The organism is Nostoc sp. NMS8 (assembly GCF_017115045.1).
Lineage (GTDB): Bacteria > Cyanobacteriota > Cyanobacteriia > Cyanobacteriales > Nostocaceae > Nostoc.
This window is the reverse complement of record NZ_JABXKK010000066.1, coordinates 147,226-163,494: the sequence shown is the minus strand read 5'-3', so window position 1 is coordinate 163,494 and position 16,269 is coordinate 147,226. Positions and strand designations below refer to the sequence as shown.

13 protein-coding genes are annotated in these 16,269 nt (G+C 40.4%); 7 read left to right on the top strand and 6 right to left on the bottom strand.

Going from position 1 to position 16,269, the window contains the following annotated elements:
* Positions 1 to 273: 273 nt before the first annotated feature.
* Positions 274 to 702 carry a hypothetical protein gene (locus HWQ39_RS12665; protein ID WP_292844956.1) on the bottom strand — a complete coding sequence of 143 codons (429 nt, stop codon included), beginning with the start codon at positions 700 to 702 and terminating at the stop codon, positions 274 to 276.
* 362 nt (positions 703 to 1,064) lie between these two features.
* Between HWQ39_RS12665 and psbQ the strand changes: the two genes are divergently transcribed.
* From psbQ to hemJ, 4 genes are all read left to right on the top strand, one after another.
* The gene (gene psbQ, locus HWQ39_RS12660) at positions 1,065 to 1,520 is read left to right on the top strand and encodes a photosystem II protein PsbQ (protein ID WP_292844953.1); all 456 of its coding nucleotides are present in this window, start codon (positions 1,065 to 1,067) and stop codon (positions 1,518 to 1,520) included.
* Between the two features lie 74 nt (positions 1,521 to 1,594).
* Entirely contained in the window at positions 1,595 to 2,704 is a 1,110-nt protein-coding gene (locus HWQ39_RS12655) for an FAD-dependent oxidoreductase (protein WP_292844950.1), read from the top strand.
* An 84-nt stretch (positions 2,705 to 2,788) separates the two neighbouring features.
* Positions 2,789 to 3,640, top strand: coding sequence for an alpha/beta fold hydrolase (locus HWQ39_RS12650; RefSeq protein WP_292844947.1), 852 nt, complete (start codon positions 2,789 to 2,791; stop codon positions 3,638 to 3,640).
* A 240-nt stretch (positions 3,641 to 3,880) separates the two neighbouring features.
* Complete coding sequence (hemJ, locus tag HWQ39_RS12645) at positions 3,881 to 4,462, top strand: protoporphyrinogen oxidase HemJ (protein ID WP_292844944.1); 582 nt, start codon at positions 3,881 to 3,883, stop codon at positions 4,460 to 4,462.
* 379 nt (positions 4,463 to 4,841) lie between these two features.
* Here hemJ and HWQ39_RS12640 read toward each other — a convergent pair whose 3' ends face one another.
* The 3 genes from HWQ39_RS12640 to HWQ39_RS12630 form a co-directional block, all read right to left on the bottom strand.
* Positions 4,842 to 5,750, bottom strand: a complete 909-nt coding sequence (locus HWQ39_RS12640; RefSeq protein WP_292844941.1) for a peptidoglycan-binding domain-containing protein — start codon at positions 5,748 to 5,750, stop codon at positions 4,842 to 4,844.
* Positions 5,751 to 6,071: 321 nt separating this feature from the next.
* Entirely contained in the window at positions 6,072 to 7,115 is a 1,044-nt protein-coding gene (gene speB, locus HWQ39_RS12635; protein WP_292844938.1) for an agmatinase SpeB, read from the bottom strand.
* A 107-nt stretch (positions 7,116 to 7,222) separates the two neighbouring features.
* Positions 7,223 to 7,525 (bottom strand): acylphosphatase, encoded by a 303-nt coding sequence (locus HWQ39_RS12630; RefSeq protein WP_292844935.1) that lies wholly within the window; start codon positions 7,523 to 7,525, stop codon positions 7,223 to 7,225.
* 246 nt (positions 7,526 to 7,771) lie between these two features.
* Between HWQ39_RS12630 and HWQ39_RS12625 the strand changes: the two genes are divergently transcribed.
* From HWQ39_RS12625 to HWQ39_RS12615, 3 genes are all read left to right on the top strand, one after another.
* Positions 7,772 to 8,149, top strand: a complete 378-nt coding sequence (locus tag HWQ39_RS12625; RefSeq protein ID WP_292844932.1) for a DUF1823 family protein — start codon at positions 7,772 to 7,774, stop codon at positions 8,147 to 8,149.
* A gap of 344 nt (positions 8,150 to 8,493) precedes the next feature.
* Positions 8,494 to 10,152: an alpha-amylase family glycosyl hydrolase gene (locus HWQ39_RS12620; RefSeq protein ID WP_292844928.1), complete on the top strand. Its 1,659-nt coding sequence runs from the start codon at positions 8,494 to 8,496 to the stop codon at positions 10,150 to 10,152.
* A gap of 201 nt (positions 10,153 to 10,353) precedes the next feature.
* On the top strand, positions 10,354 to 11,412 hold the full coding sequence (locus tag HWQ39_RS12615) for a 3-deoxy-7-phosphoheptulonate synthase (RefSeq protein WP_292844925.1): 1,059 nt from the start codon (positions 10,354 to 10,356) through the stop codon (positions 11,410 to 11,412).
* Between the two features lie 303 nt (positions 11,413 to 11,715).
* On the opposite strand, the gene HWQ39_RS12610 is transcribed toward HWQ39_RS12615, so the two are convergent.
* Entirely contained in the window at positions 11,716 to 13,218 is a 1,503-nt protein-coding gene (locus tag HWQ39_RS12610; protein ID WP_292844922.1) for an HlyD family efflux transporter periplasmic adaptor subunit, read from the bottom strand.
* Positions 13,219 to 13,281: 63 nt separating this feature from the next.
* The gene (locus HWQ39_RS12605) at positions 13,282 to 16,221 is read right to left on the bottom strand and encodes a peptidase domain-containing ABC transporter (RefSeq protein WP_292844998.1); all 2,940 of its coding nucleotides are present in this window, start codon (positions 16,219 to 16,221) and stop codon (positions 13,282 to 13,284) included.
* Between the last annotated feature and the right edge of the window lie 48 nt (positions 16,222 to 16,269).

The following is a 16,269-nucleotide window of genomic DNA, read 5'->3' as shown; positions in this document are numbered from 1 at the left end:
GTATCGCGATTGGGATCAAGGAGTTTGTACAAACATAAACTACCATCAATCTCCGAATCGAGTCTGTGCCGCTAGGACGAACTAATCAACCAAAAAAGTCAATTAACCACAAACTAATTCGTCATTACATAGTTATAAATTTTCTCGCCTACCTACTTAGTACTCTAGTTTGAGCCGGGATACGGATACCATTGGCGAATCTCTCAAACAGCTAAACTAAACTGATTGAGAGCTTTCTGAGCAATTTTATACCCAGATGTAGCATTCCCCAATTCAGTCACTTGGTTTATTAAAAACTTCTAAAATCTGTCGGCAAATTTGTTTGAGCTTATCCGCAATTTCACCAGAAGGCGAAGATGCGCCGACAACATTCCAGTTTTCTACCGTAGAAAGTCGCCACGCTTCACCGCGATGATCGAATCCAGCTACCTCTACGCCGATCGCACGTTGGGAATTATTGATCGGATCTTGATAAAATCGGATTTGAATTAAAATACTACGACTTCGCCAAGATTTGCTAATACCAGGAAAGTGAAAGCCAATATCTATAGAATCTGGATCGACTAACTCCCTCGTTTCCGGGTCATTTTTCCAAGGCTTGAGATCGGATTTGGCATCAGGAAACTCGAATTTGAACAAATTAACTACCGTAGCTATGTTGCTGGCGAGTTCAAGGTTTGTTGCCTGTTCAGCTGCGTTCACTAAAAAACACTCCTATATCGCGTCGGCATCTTCAAGCATGTGAAGATAGAAAAACCGCCAGAAGGCTTATATCATTGGTGTTTCAGCTTATCAAGAGCTTTGAGATTTAGCAACTCTAAATCATATTTTCCTAACAATTTTCGTGACTAACAGAAGCCAAAAGTTGCTTCTGGTTGGGGCTGGCTAACACCTATTAAGTAATTGTACTTAAAAATTCTTCAAAAGCAGATGGAACTCTGCCCTTTAGAGAAAATATCAAGATTTTGTGCAAAATCCTGAGTTGACAAGAACGATAAATTATTGCACTAGCGATCTAAAATGACACTGTGAATCGGTAAACCAAAAGCAATTAAGTTGAATATATGGTGCGTCAACGCTCGATTTTTTCGTTTTTTCTAGTATTATTGTCCACATTTCTGATTAGTTGTGGTGGCCCTGGTGTTGCGATCGCCCCTCCGACTTACACAGCAGTACAACTGGAAAAAATTCAGGCTTATGTTCCTGAAATTCAGGCTGTGCGCGATCGCTCAGAAGAGTTGACAACCCTGATTAAAAAAGGTGATTGGATCAATGTGCGTAATTTTATACATGGGCCCATAACAGAAGCAAAGTTGAATCTGACTTATGTCACTCCCAACCTTCTACCCAAAGACCAACCCACAGCACGTCAAATAACGCGAGATTTTTTTAAAGACCTGGTTAAGCTCGATAAAGCTACTAGTGCTGGCAATCCTCTAGTTGCCTTGAACCAATCTCAAGCTGCTTTCGCAGAGATTGACAAATTCCTCGATTTGCTTCCGAAAACAGAAGAAAGTTAGGAATTAGGAGTTAAGAGTTAGGAGTTAAGAATTAAAAATTTTTAACTTCTCACTCCTCACTTTAAGTACAACTCATGAATGTAGTTATTATCGGTTGTGGTGTAGTCGGGGCTGCGATCGCTTACGAATTGAGTCTAGTAAAAGGACTGAAAATCACAGTTTGCGATCGCCAACCACCAGCACAAGCTTCCACGGGCGCTGCACTTGGCGTTTTGATGGGCGCAATCAGCCAAAAAATCAAGGGTAAGGCTTGGCAGATGCGGCAAACTAGCATCCAACGCTATGAAACCTTGATTCCTGAACTAGAAGCTTTAACAGGCTGCAAAATTCCTTTTAATCGTCAGGGAATTTTCATGCTTTTGTCTGATTCCTCCCTAGAGGAGATGTCAGCATGGGAAAAACTAGTAAAAATTCGCCACTCTCAAGGCTGGAATTTAGAAATTTGGGACACGGCTAAACTCCAGAATATCTGTCCTCAAATTAATCACGAAAAAATTACTGGTGCTGTCTATTCTCCCCAAGACCGTCAGATCGATCCAACTGCCCTGACATTGGCTTTAGTTGAGGCTGCCCAGCAAAATGGTGTAACTTTCAAATTTGGCGTAACTGTTTTGGACGCCACAACCTCAACACCTGAATTTTGCAATCAACTAGAGACTACAGAAGGAAAAATAACCGCAGATTGGTTTGTCATTGCAGCAGGGTTAGGTTCAACACCACTGACAGCAAAATTAAATCAGATAATTGACATTCGCCCCGTACTTGGGCAAGCGTTGCAAATGCGTGTAGGGTATCCATTAGGTAATCCCGACTTCCAGCCAGCGATAACGGGTAACGATGTCCATATTGTTCCTGTGGGTGGTGGAGATTATTGGGTAGGCGCAACAGTGGAATTTCCCAGCAATGGCGATGAAATACCGCCCAATCAAGAACTGTTGGAATCTGTTAGAGAACAAGCGATCGCATTTTGTCCAGAATTAGCCACAGCAACTATTCTCCGCAGTTGGTCAGGGTTACGTCCCCGTCCTGAAGGACGCCCAGCCCCAGTTATTGGTAGGTTGCCAGGCTTTAGTAACGTCCTCCTAGCTACCGGACACTATCGCAACGGCGTTTTACTAGCACCCGCTACAGCTTATGCAATTCGTGAGATGATTATTTCTCAGGGGTTGGGGACTGGGGACTAGGGACTAGGGACTGGGGACTAAGGACTGAATTCTTCTTATCAATACCCAGTACCCAGTCCCCAATCCCCAATATAGGAAAATAACGTGTCAATAAAAGAACATAAAATTAATGTAGATTCACTGGAATGGTTTTATCGGGAATCTTTACCAATTGGTAGAAGTGACTTAGCGCCTGTGTTGCTGCTACATGGCCTAGTTTCACAAAGTTACAGTTGGCGTCATATTATACCTGCTTTGGCAAATCAGGGGACAAGAGCGATCGCCCCAGATTGGATTGGTTATGGTTTTTCTGCCAAACCAGAAAAACGAGATTTTGCTTACACTCCCGATGCTTTTATTACAGCTTTAGAAGGATTTATTAAAGCCCTAGAACTTGAACATTTTTCTTTAGTTGTACAAGGCTTTTTAGGTTCTGTAGGGCTACAATATGCCTTGCGTCATCCAGAACAAATTGCTAATTTAGCTATTTTAAATACACCAATTTCAACTGCCGCTAAATTACCCTGGAAAATTAAACAAATGGGTTTACCTTTGGCTGGTGAAGTAATGACCCAAGACCCTCTATTAGTTGACCGGACGCTAGAAGGCGGAAGCCGTTATCGCATAGGAGATAAAGATTTAGATGTTTATCGAAAACCATTTTTAAAAAGTTCTTCATCTGGTAGAAGTCTATTGTCAAGTATTCGCAACTTACAGCTTGATTCTGCCATGACAGAAATACAATCTGGCTTTAAAGAATGGCAACAGCCAATTCTGATTCAATGGGGTATGATTGACCCTTGGCTACCTGTAGACATTGCCGAAAACTTTGCCAATTCCGTACCAAATACCGAATTAATAAAACTTAATAACGTCGGACATTATCCTCAAGAACATTACCACGAGGCGATTTTGGAAGACCTTTTACCATTTGTGCGTCGTAAAGATGCTCATTGACAATATACCTTTGGCAAAAATCGATATTATAAAAATGAATGTCAGAATTCAGGAGTCAGAATTCAGAATCAATTATTCAAGGATTCCAAATCACTACTAAATGGAAGATGAAGTGGCTAAATTGAAATATTCTTTATTATTAAGATTCCATCCTTTCACGGTTGGAGGATTATGAATTCTGACTCCTTTTTATTACCATTAAAAATGGATCGCAACCACAAGTAAAGGAAATTATTATTCATGGCTTATTCATGGTTTAAAGCCTTTCATATTGTCGGATTTGTAGTTTGGTTCGCTGGTTTGTTCTACTTAGTACGTCTTTTTATCTATCACGTTGAAGCGAACGAAGAACCTGAACCAGCACGAACGATACTGAAAAATCAGTATCAAATTATGGAAAAGCGCCTTTACTCTATCATCACTAACCCAGGAATGTACGTGACGATCGCAATGGCCATCGGTTTAGTAACCACTGAACCGGATATTTTAAAAGAGGGATGGTTACATATCAAACTGCTGTTTGTTGCTATTTTAATTGGTTATCATCATTACTGCGCTCGGCTGATGAAGAAATTAGCAGTAGATGAGTGTCGTTGGAGTGGTCAGCAATTACGTGCTTTAAATGAAGCGCCTACAGTTATGTTAGTAGCAATCGTCCTGCTGGCTGTGTTTAAAAATAATCTACCTACAGATATTGCTGCCTGGGCTATTTTCGCCATAATTATTTTGATGGCAGTCACTATTCAACTTTACGCCAAAAAACGCAGGCAAGATAAAGAGAAGCTGACGGCACAAATAGGGCAACCACAAGAACAAGGTTAGACAAAATTACTTTTCACAGTAGATATTCACAGTTCTGCATTGGTGTCAACTTAACGTGAAAGCAAGTCTAGAACTAGCTTTTAGATTACCTCGTTCCCAGTCTCGGACTGGGAATGCCTATCTTAGAGGCTCCGCCTCCCTTACTGGCGGCAGAGCCGCCAAGAGCATCATTTCCAGTCTCCGACTGGAAACGAGATTTTAAAAAGGTTTCAGCTTACGGCTAATTTTCAGGTAAATAGACCACACGGTAGGGGCACAGCATTGCTGTGCCCTTACGACAGATGTGGTTCAAATACATGAAAACTGCTGTAAGTTGACAGTTATGCGCCCACAACACACATTGCATTACAACAACACGCTACCAAATTACCCATTATTTCTATCCTGGAAACGTTTTCAGTAAATCATCCCCAGGAATCACGCTAGTGTAAAAAGTATATTTGCCATTAGCGACATAACGACGGTCTTGTTTAATAATCGCCATAAACTCTCTATGTCCCTCACGAGTACGTCCGACTAAACAACCCGCACTGGCACGACGAATATCACTCCGAGGAAAATCAAAGCCGTAGTGTTGATTCACAAAAAAATCATCACCTGTATCAAGCTTGTCGCCAGTCCGTTTAAAATCCTTGTTCAAATCTCTACAGACAGTGATATCTCCAACTTGCACTAAGGCTTCGTGAGGTTCTGCTGTGCCGTGAATACCAACAGCCCAAGCTTTGTATTGCCCAAACTGAATCCTAGCTGCTCCTTTAGAATTCATCGGATTATCAGTGTAGTACTTGCCTGGTTCTGTAGTAGCTTCCCAGTGATCTACGATTTTGGGAACACCATTTACGACTTCAATAACAATCCGCCGGTCGTTAAATTGATTGGGTGCATCATTATTGAGAGTCCAATCTCCATTTATACCTTCTATATAAACAATGTTGTATTCTTTAGGATTGGTGAATACCTGATAATCTTTAGATTGCAAGTATTTTACAATTCTGCTGGCAATGTCATTACCAAGTTTTAAGGGGGGTTTAGGAAGATCGTCTAGTTTAGTTTCAATCAGTTCTTTGGCTGTGACTGCTCCTAAAAAGCCACTTTCTTCAGTCTTTTTTAATTCCTGAAACTTTTTGAGACCTATCACAGAAACAGGGCCAAACTTCCCATCGGCTGGAGGTTCTAGCAAACCTAAACCGATTAACAATACCTGAATCTGACGAGATAAGTCTGCATCTTCAGCGATCGCATCGAATCCCCATTTATCATCTTTTCCCAAAAAATCTTGTAGTTTCATATTGCACCTGTTTGATTTACTTATGCGTAAGTATAAACGTCATAAGAATGATTTATGATGTCTTAAATTATACTCTTGACCAAAATTCTCTGCCAAAATTTTTATATTACTTTATGATTTAACATTGAATAAATGCCTTTTATCAGTAATTTTAATTAAAATAAACTTGATAATTAGTATTGCTTTAACTCAACTTTATCCACAATTCAGAAATTTGTTCTCCAACGAGAACAAAAATCCTAGTTTTTTAGCAAAAACTTTTTCCGTGTCACCGATTCATGGAATATTCACCAATTCTGAAATCAGAATTCTGATTTCTTTTTATATCTTCGGCTGAGATAAATCCATCAAATTTGCCAGCTTGTAAACTATCCGCGCCCCAACATTACCATCCCACTCAGCATCGCCAACTTCGCAGATATCAAAGCCAATAATTTTTCTCCCACTATTGACCAATTCCCGAAACAGACAAAAAGTTTGCTCTAATTCCAATCCACCTGGAACAGGAGTACCTGTACTTGGGCAGAGTTTTGGATCTAAACCATCTACGTCAAAGCTTATGTAAACATACTCAGGTAAATGACTGATAATTTCTCGGCATAAATCAATCCAAGTTTGTCCAGAGTAAAGCTTTTGCTTGATGGCTGGGTCATAATAAGCGATAATGCGATCGCTAGATTGGTCGATCATTTGCACTTCATCATGACTAATATCACGCAAACCTACCTGCACCAGCTTAGAAATTTGCGGTATTTTCATCGCATTAAACATAATCGACGCATGAGAAAACTCAAATCCTTCGTAGGCATCGCGTAAATCTGCGTGGGCATCAATATGTAAAATGCCATAGTTGGCGTAGTTAGCCGCTAATGCTTGGAAATAACCTAAAGGCGAACTGTGATCTCCACCAAGGACTGCAACTTGCTTACCATTATTAATTGCTTCTTGACAATTTTCAAACAGCCATTGATTAACTTGTTGGCCAGCCTGATTAATTTCTGTCAAGACAGGTATTAAATCTGGCGTATCAGAGAGTGACTTCCCTTGGGCTAATCGCTCAATAATCTTTGCTGCCAGGGTGCGGTAGTATGTATTCTTCTCTAAAATATCCTGGGGAATTTCCACCATGAAAATTCCTTGCTTCCAACCATCAGGGTTATCAAAATCGAACAAATCCAGTTGAGTTGAAGCATCTAGAATTCGCTGTGGGCCATTAGCAGTACCAGCACCGTATGAAACAGTGACTTCCCACGGCACACCAAAGACAATCAAGTTTGCAGACTCATAATCGCAGGGTAAACCTAAGAGGTTGCCATTTATTTCACCTACGCCGCTGGGATTGTAGTCTTTTAATTGATTACTCATTGGATATCTTCTGGATTTATGTAGATAGACAGCACGCCGCCAAGTGGACATCTGCATTGTAATCAAAATTTTCCACAGGCGGTAAACTACGGTTAGCTGTTAACTCCTTAACTAACTCGCTTAACTTCAAATCCCCGCAACCCTTCAGGTACTTCATACTCAACCACAACATCTTTCACCACAGCAGCAGGTGGCCCAGAGTGACACCAGCGAACCATATCATCTACAACCTTTCGCGCCCCTTCAAAAACGGCCTCTACTCGATTATCAGGGAGATTCCGCACCCAACCAGTTAATCCCAACTGTCTAGCTGTATCCACAGTGGCGTAGCGATAGCCCACACCTTGGACTCGGCCAGTAATGAATACATGAGCGCGGATGATCTTTGGTAGTGCTGTGGAATTCTGCATAGACTGGTCTAATCTTTACATTTCCAGTCTACCTAGTTTGTGTATACACAATAGACATCTCTGAAAATTTATTGCGATCGCCGAACGTCTCTCGGAGTAATAACGTGTTCACTGGCATTGCGGCATCCTGTGGGGATGGGATATTTTTTTACTGCAAGTCCCTTAACATTTGGTTGGGAGTCTAAATGCCCATTCAAATCTTCCCAATCCCTAATCCCCAGTTCAACTTAGAATTTTGAATTGCTTATGTCTAACCTGCCACCACTCAATACAGAAACAATTTGGGCAATTCTTGACGAAAAACTTGATGATGCCACAGTCAACCAGTTGCTATGGCATTATTTAGGCTATCACTATGACGCCTCAACTGCACAATGGGACACTAGCCAAGTTGCAGCAGAATGGCAGAATGAGTACCCACAACCACCAGATTTCATTGAATCTCGCCCTGCAACAGTTAAGCTAACTCGTTCCATTCCCGCTGAAAATAAACAAATGCTTAAAGAGAAACTGGGCTTTAAAGGTTACAAAATTGGTGAATTTGGGCCTCGACAAACTCGCAGAGCAACAGCAGCGAATTGGTTATTAAGTTATCTACAAAAAACTCACGGTAAAATAGAGTAATCTGATCGGGAGATATTCGGCAAAAATAGGATATTTTTGCCGAATATCTCCGGTATTTTAATTTAATAAAAAACTAGTAATTTCTTGTATTTTTATACACTGGCTATTTTAAAAAATAGTTTTATAAAGAATATTAACACTACGGAAAATCTGGATATTAGTCAATTAAAAATTAATATAAATAGGGAAAAATCAAAAAAATACAGTTAAGTTTTATAAAATATTTATCAATTCATCCTGAAGATAGAAGCAGAGCTTATCTAATTATTTCTCTAGAGCGATTTGCAAAGTCAATTGAGCGTCAGAGAATATTTCTATCAACTCTTGATATTACAAACACTTCTATGGCAAAGCCAATTGAATTTAATTTATTTGCACCTTACAACAAAGGAGCGGCATTAATTGGTTCTTTTTCTGATTGGCAAGAAATTCCAATGGAAAGAGGTGATGATGGTTATTTTCGTACAAGTGTTGAACTAGAAGATGGCGTTTATAAATATAAATTCCGCGTTCAGTCAAATTCATGGTTTCTTGAACCAGAACAATGGGTTGATATCACAGATCCCTGTGCAACTGATATAGATGAACTGAGTGGAAAAGATGATGGTGTTATCCACGTCAAAAATGGCGAAAGAATTACCGATACTTATGTTTGGCAACATGATGATAAGCCTTTACCTGCTGACCACGAATTAGTAATTTATGAATTACACGTCGGTGACTTTTCTGGTGGCGAGGATGATCCTTATGCACGAGGTAAGTATAAACATGTCATTGAAAAGTTAGATTATTTGTGTGAACTAGGAATCAATGCTATTGAGTTGATGCCACTTAAAGAATATCCCGGTGATTATAGTTGGGGTTATAACCCACGTCACTTTTTCGCTACAGAATCAAGTTATGGTTCGACTGCTGAGTTGAAAAATTTGATTGATGAGTGTCATGCTAAAGGTATTCGTGTAATTCTTGACGGTATTTACAACCACTCAGAAGCATCTGCTCCATTAACACAAATTGACCACGATTATTGGTATCATCACGAACCTCGTGACCCTGATAATAATTGGGGGCCTGAGTTTAATTACGAACATTATGATGAAAATTTAGATATTAAGCCAGCCTGGAAATTTATTGGTGAGACAATCCGTTTTTGGATTGAAGAGTATCACCTGGATGGTATTCGTTATGATGCGGCGCGGCAAATTGCTAACTACGATTTCATGCACTGGATTGTTCAGGAAGCCAAAAAAACTGCTGGCGCGAAGCCTTTTTATAATGTTGCTGAACACATTCCTGAAACTATTAGCATTACCAATCTTGATGGGCCAATGGATGGTTGCTGGCATGACAGTTTTTATCATTGCATTCTAGAACATATCTGCGGTGATACATTTGATTTAGAGCATCTAAAAGATGTCATTGACTGCAAGCGCCAAGGCTTCCTGGGTGCTACTAATGTAGTAAATTACCTCACCAACCACGACCATAACCATATCATGGTTGAATTAGGGAACCGTGAGATTTTTGACGAAGAAGCCTTTAGACGGGCTAAATTAGGAGTAGCCATCCTAATGACTGCTGTGGGCGTACCTCTGATTTGGATGGGAGAGGAATTTGGTGAGTATAAACCTAAACAACCCGAATCATCGAAAATCGATTGGACACTGTTAGGGAATGATTTAAATCGGAGTTTATTTGAATCCTACAAAGGACTAACCAACCTGCGTAAAAGTAATCACGCTCTTTACACAGAAAATATTGATTTTATCCACGAAAATGCCGAGGCGAAAGTATTAGCTTATACTCGTTGGAATGAAGAAGGTTCTCGTGTAGTTGTAATAGCAAATTTCTCAGAAAACTTCCTAGCTGGCTATCATGTTCCTAACTTTCCAAGTGCTGGTACATGGCACGAGTGGACAGCTAATTATGATGTCGAAGCTGGTGATGATGGCATCATCACAGACTTGGGCCCATACGAAGCTAAAGTGTTTGTATGGCAGTAATGATATACACTACCACTGAGTCAGTAGTCTAATAGCAAAATAAAACGGGGAAATATCTTTCCCCTTTTTTAGTTATTATTTTAATTTATCTACAGTCTAATTACAAATTTGTCAAGTGAAAAATAAGCTATTTTAAAATTTCATAGGTTTGTGTTACACTTTTGAGTTGAAGTGCGTATATAGAATGGCCAAAGCATACCCATGCACAACAAGTTATTTAATAGCAATATCGATAACGCTAACATTGAGAACGATCGCATTTTATTAACTCCCAATGAAATTAAATCAAAATTACCTTTAACACAATTAGCCGAACAAAGAGTTTTAGCATATAGACAAGAAATAGAAGATATTTTGAGTTTTCGAGACCGCCGAAAATTTATAGTAGTTGGTCCATGCTCAATTCACGACCCAAAAGCAGCGCTTGAATATTCTGAGAGGTTGAAAATATTATCCGATCGAGTTCAAGATAAACTGCTACTAATTATGCGAGTTTACTTTGAGAAACCAAGAACAACCGTAGGCTGGAAAGGATTAATTAACGATCCAGATATGGATGATTCTTTCCATGTAGAGAATGGTTTATTGATTGCGCGGGATCTATTATTAAAAATTACAGAGTTGGGATTACCTGCTGGCACAGAAGCACTAGATCCGATTATACCTCAATATATTAGTGAACTGATTACATGGTCTGCCATTGGGGCACGCACAACTGAATCACAAACTCACCGCGAAATGGCAAGTGGGCTTTCGATGCCTGTAGGGTTTAAAAACGGTACTGACGGTAATATTCAAGTAGCTTTGAATGCTCTACAATCAGCTGGAAATCCGCATAATTTTCTGGGAATTAATCAAAACGGACAGGTTAGTGTCTTTCAAACTAAAGGTAATAGCTACGGTCATGTAATTTTAAGGGGTGGTAGTCAACCCAATTTTGATCCAGCAAATGTCAAACTAGTGGAAGAGAAATTAAAACAGGCGAATTTACCACCAAGAATTGTGATCGACTGTAGCCACGGCAATAGCAATAAAGATTATAAATTACAAGGTGCTGTGTTAGAAAATATTATTCAGCAAATAGTGGATGGGAATACATCAATTGTTGGCATGATGTTGGAATCACATTTGTATGAAGGCGGCCAACCAATTACTGGTAAACAAGAAGAATTAAAATATGGTGTTTCTGTAACTGACAAATGTATTGGCTGGGAAGAAACCGAAGAAATTATTTTGGCTGCTCACGAAAAACTTAATTGAATGAAGCAGGGGATAGGGCGAGATTTCTCAGTCGTAAGGGCACAGCATTGCTCATTGGTGTTAACTTAACGTGAAACCCTTGTCAAGACGTGATATTGAGTTCATTCACTGACCATCACGATCCGCATTACCCCTCCCCTTGTCAAGGGGAGGGGTTGGGGGTGGGGTAAAACGTATGTCGGGTAAGTATTTGAGTCTAAGTTGACACCAATGAGCATTGCTGTACCCCTACCGCGTGGTTTATTTACCTGAAAATAGCTATAAACTCTTGCTCTCTCTAGTCGCGACCTTAACACCCTTTGTTTAACGGAGGGATTTTAAGCTTTCAGTTTTCTCGACTAAAAAATCAGTGAAGATACTCATAATGGTGCGCTTACGTAATTTCACATTAGCATTAATAGACATCCCTGATTGCAATGGAATTTGACGTTGATTAATCAGTAACTTCTGCCCATGTAGGCGGACTTTTGCTGAAAAACGCCAGAAATTATAAACTTGGTCTGGAGGTAAAGCATCAGAGCCAATGTCAATTAGTTCGCCTTTAATATCGCCATACTCTTGGAAGGGAAAGGAATCAATTCTCACATCCACTTGTTGCCCTTCTCTGACAAAGCCGATGTCGCGGTTGGTGATGTATACTTTCGCAACTAAGTTATCAATAGGAACGAGTTTTAAGAGCGGTTCGCTGGAATTAACTACAAATCCTGCTGTTTTGGCTTTGAGTTCAAAGACAGTTCCATCAACGGGTGCAGTAATTTTCTGATATCTCAGGTTTTGTTGTGCTTGAACCAACTTACTATCAAACTCTCCAATCTGACTATTAATTTCATAAATGCGTTTTTGATTATCTACAATTACCTTGGTTAATTGGCTGTCAATTCCGGCAATATTTTTGTCGTTATCTGTAATTTTGCCTAATAATTCTTCTTGAGACACTGCCGCAGTATTGCGAAATTTTTCATTTGACTGAGCGATCGCTAATTGTAATCGCTGCTGTTCCCGATTCAATTGAATCACTTCAGCTTGTTTACTGCTGACATCTTGCTGCTGTTTCAAGTATTGTACCTCAGAGATAGCACCCTGCTTCGCTAGAGGTTCAAACTTGTGGAGGATTTTTTGATTAATTTCCAGCAATTCTTTTGCACTAGCTAACTGCGCTTGAATTTGTAAAAATTGCTGTTGCGTCTGTCCCGTTTCTAAACTAGCTGTGGCTAAACGCGATTTTAATTCTATTTGGCGATTTCGCAAGCGTAACTGTTGCTCTGTTGTGAGAGTATTGCCAGGAGTGGCACCATTTAACTGTGTCCGGTACAACTGGTTTTCGGCAATAATGGCGGCTCGACTTTTGGTCAACAAGGCTAGTTCTGGTTTAATTTTCAACAAAGCAGCTTGCTGTGCTACTTCTTGTAGTGATATTTCCCCTTGAAGCTGACGGCGATAGAAGTCATTTTCTTGTTCTAGCGCCTTTTTGGAAAGCAACTGAGCAGCCCGACTTTGCTTTAATGAAATTACCTCTGCCTCAGAAGTACTTTTTTCGAGACTAATAAGTGTTTCACCTTTTTTGACTTGCTGGCCATCTTTGATTAGAAGTTCCTTGACAACACCATTAACCGGAGCCTGAACTTCTTTCACCGCACCTTGCGGTTCTAACTTGCCAGTAGCAGGAATTGATTCTTCAATTTGGAACACACAGGCCCAAATTACTGTAAAGGCACTAACTCCAATAATAGTCCAGGCGATCGCTCGTGACCAACCAGGAGTCTGTTGTAAAAGTACTGGTTGATCGAATTTGTATTGAGTATTCATAATTAAGTAGGGAATTGGGCGTTTAGCTAGTTTCTGGTATTGAGTAAGATGTCTTACTCAGAATTAAACTTGCGTTTCTTGTTGCTGATATAGACAGTAGTAATAACCTTTGAGCGCCATCAATTCTTCATGAGTACCCTGTTCTACTACAGCACCTTGATCCATCATCAGAATGACATCGGCATGGCGAATTGTGTTGAGGCGATGGGTAATGAAAAATACTGTTTTACCTTGGAAAGCTGTCGCCAAATTGCGGCAGACTTGACCTTCAGCATTGTAATCTAAGGCACTTGTAGCTTCATCAAGAATCAGTAATTGCGGATTTTGTAGGACAGTACGAGCGATCGCTACTCGTTGGCGTTGTCCCCCAGACAATCCTGCACCTCGCTCGCCCACACGAGTGTTATAGCCACTGGGTAAAGACATAATAAAGTCGTGGGCATAAGCTATTTTGGCAGCGCCAATAATTTCCTCATCGGTAGCATCAGGATACCCCAAGGCAATATTTTCGCGGACTGTCCCATCAAATAAGAGAGTATCTTGTAATACCATGCCAATTTGACGACGCAAGGAATACAATTCAACTTTATTGATGTCGTAGCTATCAATCAAGATTTTGCCGGACTTGGGTTCGTAAAGTCGGGGTAATAATTTTAGTAGTGTACTTTTACCGGAACCACTTTGACCAACAATTCCGATAAAGCAGCCAGCAGGAAAATCTAAATTAATATTACATAGTTGCATCGGCCCATTTTCGCGGAAACTGAAACTGAGATTTTCAAAGCGGACATTACCTTGAATACTGGGCATGAGGATGTTTTGAGAGTTGCCGATTTCTGTTTCTTGGGGAGCGTCTAAAATATCAGCCAGCCGTTGCAGAGATAGAGCAGTTTCTTGGAAGTTCTGCCAAAGTTGCATTAGGCGTAACAAGGGACTGGTGACATAACCAGCCAGGATGCGGAAAGCGATGAGTTGTCCCAAGGTAAGTTGCTGATTGAGGACGAGAAAAGCTCCCACCCACAGCACTAACATACTAGAAAACTTGTTGAGGAAATTGCTAATAGAACTAGCGGTAGTTTGGGTAGAGACTGTTTTAAAACCAGCGCTAATGTAACGAGCATAGCGTTCTTGCCATTGCCAACGCGATCGCATTTCTAAATTTTGCGCCTTGACTGTCTGGATTCCCCCCATCACTTCCACAAGATAAGATTGCGTCTCGGCATTACATTCAGCTTTCTCTTGCAATTGTCGCCGCATCAAAGGGGATACCATCAAGTTAAGCAAGCCAAACAGTGGTACTGTTGCTAATGCTACTAATGTCAACACTGGGCTATAAATCGCCATTACCACAATGTAGACTACAGAAAACACCGCATCCATCACCACGGTGAGGGCTGTACCAGTCAAGAAAGAACGAATGTTTTCTAATTCGTGAATTCGTGTTGCCAATTCCCCTACAGGACGGCGTTCAAAATAAGATAAAGGCAGACGCAACAGGTGATTAATCACCTCAGAACCAAGGGCGAGGTCAATTCGGTTAGTAGTATCTGTAAATAAATGAGTGCGGACACTGGTTAGTACTGCTTCAATGATTGCGACTACCACCAAAAAGATGCCGAAAACTTCCAAGGTATCAGGACTGTTGCCAACCAATACTTTGTCAATAATTACCTGTGTGGCAAGAGGATTTACCAGCCCAAATAGTTGAATAACAATAGAAGCAATTAAGACTTCAATTAATACTTTGCGGTAGCGTCGTAGTGAGGGTATAAACCAATTTAAACTAAACCTTGCCTGGGGAGTATTTTTGGTGGTTTGTAACAGCAGGACTTCTCCTTCAGCCCCCCAATTTTCTGCAAAGTCTCTTACTTTGTAGCGCAATAGTCCCATCTCTGGAACAGCAATTAGTAACTCTTGATTGCTATTTTTATAAATGATGGCAAAACTATCTTGCCAAGCAATCATTACTGGTAGTTGCAAGTGGCCGACTGCCGTGGCGGGAACTTTTACCAGCTGTGTTGTCAACCCCATCAACTCGGCAGCGGCAGCGCAAAATTGCAGAGATATAACGCCCTTAAGTTCCTGCTGCTTTGTCAACACCCGTTGCAGTGTATCTCGGCGCAAGGGGATATTAAAGTATTGGCTCAACATTTGGAAGCAAGCGAGCGAACCATCTAGCGGCCCTCTACCCCGGATATAAGGATATTTCTTTTGTTTACCTTTAGTTACTGGTTCTTCTGTGACAATAATTTCTGAAGCGTAGGGAACTTCTGCGGGTAAAAATGTTTTTGGTGTAAGGGCGAGATTATCTGCAAATATTGACTTGGGTAATCCCACCAAACGCATATTTGTATTAAATTTCAGTTTGAGATTGATATCATTTAAATCTAAGCGACTCCCCACAGGGAACTCAGGATCAAAATTACTGCTGACTAACCAAAAAAAATCTGAATCTAACTGCTGGTGAAAAGCTTTGCGTGCAGGGATTGTTTGGATGATAGCAGCTTCAGTTGCAGTCTGGGCAAGCTTAACTAAATTCTTGCTACCATCCGCGCGACGGCTGAGTTCTTCAGTGAGTAATTCGTAGACTTCTAAAAGAGTAATTTTATTTTGCAATGCTTGGACAAAACTCTCTTCCTGCTTGAGTAACGCCAGAAAACTCGCAATGGGTAGATTGAGTGTGATAACTTCAGTAGAAGCGATCGCAGTTTCACACGCCATACCCCGTACATGACTTACCCAACCCAAAACCTCTCCTGATGAGAGTAACTTCAGTGTTGCCGGATTTGGTGTTTGGGAATTATAACTTAATAAACGTGCTTGTCCTTGGTAAATAATGCTAATTTTATCAGGCATAGCTTCCCGTGCTACTATTACCTGACCGATGCGGTAGCGGAAGAATTGCACATTGTTGAGCAAATTTTCTAAAACATTTGGTGGCAGATAATTAAAAGGAAATAAATCAGCAAGAAAATCTTGAATATCAACCGTTGTATTTGTCATCATTCTGCACCCATTTTATTAATTTCTCTTTTTTATTTGCTCTTTACT

Excerpts from the sequence above, each read along its gene's own strand:
- HWQ39_RS12640 (WP_292844941.1), bottom strand. The coding sequence starts at position 5,750 with ATGAAACTACAAGATTTTTTGGGAAAAGATGATAAATGGGGATTCGAT.
- psbQ (WP_292844953.1), top strand. The coding sequence starts at position 1,065 with ATGGTGCGTCAACGCTCGATTTTTTCGTTTTTTCTAGTATTATTGTCC.
- HWQ39_RS12620 (WP_292844928.1), top strand. The coding sequence starts at position 8,494 with ATGGCAAAGCCAATTGAATTTAATTTATTTGCACCTTACAACAAAGGA.
- speB (WP_292844938.1), bottom strand. The coding sequence starts at position 7,115 with ATGAGTAATCAATTAAAAGACTACAATCCCAGCGGCGTAGGTGAAATA.
- HWQ39_RS12625 (WP_292844932.1), top strand. The coding sequence starts at position 7,772 with ATGTCTAACCTGCCACCACTCAATACAGAAACAATTTGGGCAATTCTT.
- HWQ39_RS12605 (WP_292844998.1), bottom strand. The coding sequence starts at position 16,221 with ATGACAAATACAACGGTTGATATTCAAGATTTTCTTGCTGATTTATTT.
- hemJ (WP_292844944.1), top strand. The coding sequence starts at position 3,881 with ATGGCTTATTCATGGTTTAAAGCCTTTCATATTGTCGGATTTGTAGTT.
- HWQ39_RS12610 (WP_292844922.1), bottom strand. The coding sequence starts at position 13,218 with ATGAATACTCAATACAAATTCGATCAACCAGTACTTTTACAACAGACT.
- HWQ39_RS12630 (WP_292844935.1), bottom strand. The coding sequence starts at position 7,525 with ATGCAGAATTCCACAGCACTACCAAAGATCATCCGCGCTCATGTATTC.
- HWQ39_RS12655 (WP_292844950.1), top strand. The coding sequence starts at position 1,595 with ATGAATGTAGTTATTATCGGTTGTGGTGTAGTCGGGGCTGCGATCGCT.
- HWQ39_RS12615 (WP_292844925.1), top strand. The coding sequence starts at position 10,354 with ATGCACAACAAGTTATTTAATAGCAATATCGATAACGCTAACATTGAG.